Consider the following 3366-nt stretch of genomic DNA (forward strand, 5'->3'; position numbering starts at 1 on the left):
CCCTCCCCCGGCGCGCCGCCCTCGCCGCGACCGCGGCCCTCGGCCTCGCCTCGTTCACAGGCTGCGGTCTGGTCAACGCCGCGGGCGGCGGGGACGACAGGACGATCCGCATGATCGTCACCGAGTCCGCGCCGTACCAGGAGCCCACGGAGATCGCCAAGGAGCTGCTGGCGGACGAGGGCTGGACCCTGGAGACCACCTACGTCACGGACATCATCCAGCCCAACCAGGTGGTGCAGCAGGGCGAGTACGACGCGAACTTCTTCCAGCACCTCGCCTATCTCCACCAGTTCAATCAGGACAACGACACCGAGGTGGCACCGGCGTTCTCCGTCTACTACGCGCCCAGCGGCATCTTCTCGCTCAAGCACGACAGCATCGAGGACCTCCCCGACGGCGCCACCATCTCCCTGCCGGTCGACACCGCCAACAACGGCCGCGGCCTCAAGCTCCTCGCGGAGGCCGGTGCGCTGGAGATCGACGAGTCCGTGCCCGTCACCGAACTCTCCCAGCGCGACATCACCGACAATCCGCACGGGTTCGAGTTCGTCGAGATCGATCAGCAGTCCACCGCGCAGACCCTGCCGGACGTGGACGCCGGCCTCGCATTCGCGCGGCTGGTGGCCGAGGCCGGGCACGACGTGAAGAAGACGGCGCTCATCCTCGAGGACGACGAGGAGACGCAGGTGCCCTACACCAACGTCGTCGCCGTCACCCCCGACGAGGTGGCCTCGGAGAAGACCCGCGCACTGCAGGACGCCTTCCAGTCCCCGGAGGTCGAGGAGTGGTACGCCGAGTACCTGGGCGGCGCACTGGACTACGTGGACACCGTCACCGTCGACAACGCCGGCGAGACCTGGAAGGAATTCACCTCATGACCCCGCGCCCGCTCATCCTCTCCGCGTTCCTCATGAACACCACGAGCCACATCGTCGGCGGCGCGTGGCGCCGGGAGGAGGCGCAGCAGCACCGCTTCAACGAGCTGGCGCTGTGGGTGGACCTCGTGCAGGACCTCGAGGCGGCCGGCTTCGACATCGCCTTCTTCGCCGACGTGGTGGGCCTCTACGGCGACCACGAGGGCGGCTGGGCCTCCCACGTGCGGCGCGGCCTGCAGGTGCCCTCCAACGACCCGCTCGTGCTCCTCTCCGCCCTCGCCGCGGTGACGGACCGGATCGGCCTGGCGCTCACCTCGGCGGTCATCCAGGCGCACCCGTTCACCTTCGCCCGCCAGCTGTCCACCCTGGACCACCTCTCCGACGGGCGCGTGGGCTGGAACGTCGTCACCTCCGCCCTGGAGAACGCCCACCGCAACTACGGCGGTGCCGGCCTGGCCGCCCACGGGGACCGCTACGACCTCGCGGAGGAGTACCTGGACGTCTCCTACAAGCTGTGGGAGGGCTCCTGGGAGGACGGCGCCCTGCTGGCGGACAAGACGCGCGAGCACGCGCGCGGCACCGGCCTGCACGCGGATCCGGAGAAGATCGCGAAGATCCACCACTCCTCCGCGAACTACTCGGTGGAGGGCCCGCACCTGTCCTCCCCCTCACCGCAGCGCACGCCGTTCCTCTTCCAGGCCGGCTCCTCGCCGCGCGGGCGCGACGTGGCCGCCAAGCACGCCGAGGCCACGTTCTCGATGGCCCCGCGCCGGGACATCGCCGCGGAGCACGCGGCGGACATCCGCCGCCGCGCCGTGGAGCACGGCCGCGCGGCCGGCGACGTGAAGTTCATCCAGGGACTCTCCTTCGTGGTGGGCTCCACGGAGGCCGAGGCCAAAGCGCTGGCCGCAGACCTCGACGCCTCGATCGACGACGACGCGCTCATCGCCCACACCGGCGGCAGCATGGGTGTGGATCTGGGCTACCTTCCGCTGGACACGCCCATCGGCGAGCTCTCCACGGAGGGCGCGCAGGGGCACCTGGCGGAGCTGCGGAAGATGGCCCCGAACGGGAACACGACACTCCGGGACATGGCCCACTTCCGTGCGCGCGCCACGCGCATCGTGGGCACGCCGGAGCAGATCGCGGACGAGCTGGCAGCCTGGCAGGAGGCGGGGATCGACGGCATCAACGTCATGAACTCCACCATTCCGGGCAGCTACCGCGAGTTCATCGACCACGTCCTCCCGGAGCTGCGCCGCCGCGGCCTGGCCAGGGCCCCGGAGGAGAAGGGCTCCGCGGCCGAGGCCCCGCGCACCCTGCGCGGCTCGCTCACCGGGCAGGACCGCCTCCCGGACACCCACCCGGCGGCGCGCTACCGCGGTGCCTTCCGCGAGTACAGCGCCGCGGCCACGGAGCTCTCCCGCGAGGAGCTGCGCGGCTGAGATGCGCGGCTGAGCTGCGCGGCTGAGATGCGCGGCTGAGATGCCGGCATGACACCCGTTTGTCGTCCGGCACACCCGCTTTTCTCCGCAGAGAAGCGGGCGTCCGGGGCGAGAAGCGGGAGTCATGGTCGCGTGGGCGGCGCGCTTCGCCGCAGCGGGCTCAGCGCGCCGCCGCCTCCACCGGCACGTCGAAGCGGTAGAGGAGCGGACGACCGTTGGTGAGTCCCACGAAGACGGGCCGGCCCACCGGCGTCCGGCCGCGTCTCCACGCCTGGGCCTCCACCTCCTCATCGAGCTTCACCACGCGCTCACCGCGCTGGTAGAGCGCCTGCACGCGCACGGCCTCGATCCTGTCGACGGCCTCGATCTCGATCCTCAGCATGGGCATGCGCACACCGTAGATCGGAACTCCCTGAGAGTTCCCGGCGGTCGTGTCTGAGCGTTCGCTGGGAGCGCCGCTTCCCACGGGCCGCGCCTCACCTCCCCTCCCCCACCCTGACACTCTCGTAATTTGACATCGATCAAATCTGCGAACAGGCTTCGGGTATGCACATCACGTCCGCGGAGACCTGGGTGGAGCAGGTGAGGGAAGTCGGCCTGCGCGCCACGCCCGGCCGCATCGCCGCCCTCCGGTTCCTCGCGGAGCATCCGCACAGCACCGCCGCCGAGGTCCACGCCGGGATCAGCGACGACCTCCCCTCCGTCTCCATGCAGTCCGTGCACAACGTCGTCAACGACCTGAGCGCCCGCGGCGTGCTCCGGCGCATCGACATGCCCGGCACCGGCGGAGCACGGTACGAGACGCGCACCGCGGACAACCACCACCACATGCAGTGCGTGATCTGCGGACGCATCGAGGACGTCGAATGCGTGGTGGGCCACGCCCCCTGCCTCACGCCCTCGCAGACCCACGGCATGCACACCGTCCTGTCCGCGGACGTCACCTTCCGCGCCGTCTGCACGGACTGCGCGGAGCGAACGGAGCAGGCGGCCCTCGCACACGCGGCGGGACGCGGTGCGGACGCCGGCGAGCCCCGCGCAGCGGA

The 3366-nt window shown here is 70.9% G+C and carries 4 protein-coding genes; 3 read left to right on the plus strand and 1 reads right to left on the minus strand.

The window, feature by feature from the left end:
- Together Q0A33_RS01205 and Q0A33_RS01210 are read left to right on the plus strand one after the other, a co-directional pair.
- On the plus strand, positions 1 to 878 hold an 878-nt coding region (locus tag Q0A33_RS01205), incomplete at its 5' end, for a MetQ/NlpA family ABC transporter substrate-binding protein (RefSeq protein ID WP_291791935.1).
- Positions 875 to 2320: an NtaA/DmoA family FMN-dependent monooxygenase gene (locus Q0A33_RS01210; protein WP_291791937.1), complete on the plus strand. Its 1446-nt coding sequence runs from the start codon at positions 875 to 877 to the stop codon at positions 2318 to 2320. The genes Q0A33_RS01205 and Q0A33_RS01210, both read left to right, overlap by 4 nt.
- Before the next feature lie 160 nt (positions 2321 to 2480).
- Here Q0A33_RS01210 and Q0A33_RS01215 read toward each other — a convergent pair whose 3' ends face one another.
- Positions 2481 to 2708, minus strand: a complete 228-nt coding sequence (locus tag Q0A33_RS01215; RefSeq protein ID WP_291791940.1) for a hypothetical protein — start codon at positions 2706 to 2708, stop codon at positions 2481 to 2483.
- Positions 2709 to 2866: 158 nt separating this feature from the next.
- On the opposite strand from Q0A33_RS01215, the gene Q0A33_RS01220 reads away from it, so the two are divergent.
- A partial coding sequence (locus Q0A33_RS01220; protein WP_291791942.1) for a Fur family transcriptional regulator occupies positions 2867 to 3366 on the plus strand: 500 nt, incomplete at its 3' end.

Origin of the sequence: Brevibacterium sp., assembly GCF_022712115.1 — a bacterium.
GTDB classification, from domain to species: Bacteria; Actinomycetota; Actinomycetes; order Actinomycetales; family Brevibacteriaceae; genus Brevibacterium; species Brevibacterium salitolerans.

Excerpts from the sequence above, each read along its gene's own strand:
- Q0A33_RS01210 (WP_291791937.1), top strand. The coding sequence starts at position 875 with ATGACCCCGCGCCCGCTCATCCTCTCCGCGTTCCTCATGAACACCACG.
- Q0A33_RS01215 (WP_291791940.1), bottom strand. The coding sequence starts at position 2,708 with ATGCCCATGCTGAGGATCGAGATCGAGGCCGTCGACAGGATCGAGGCC.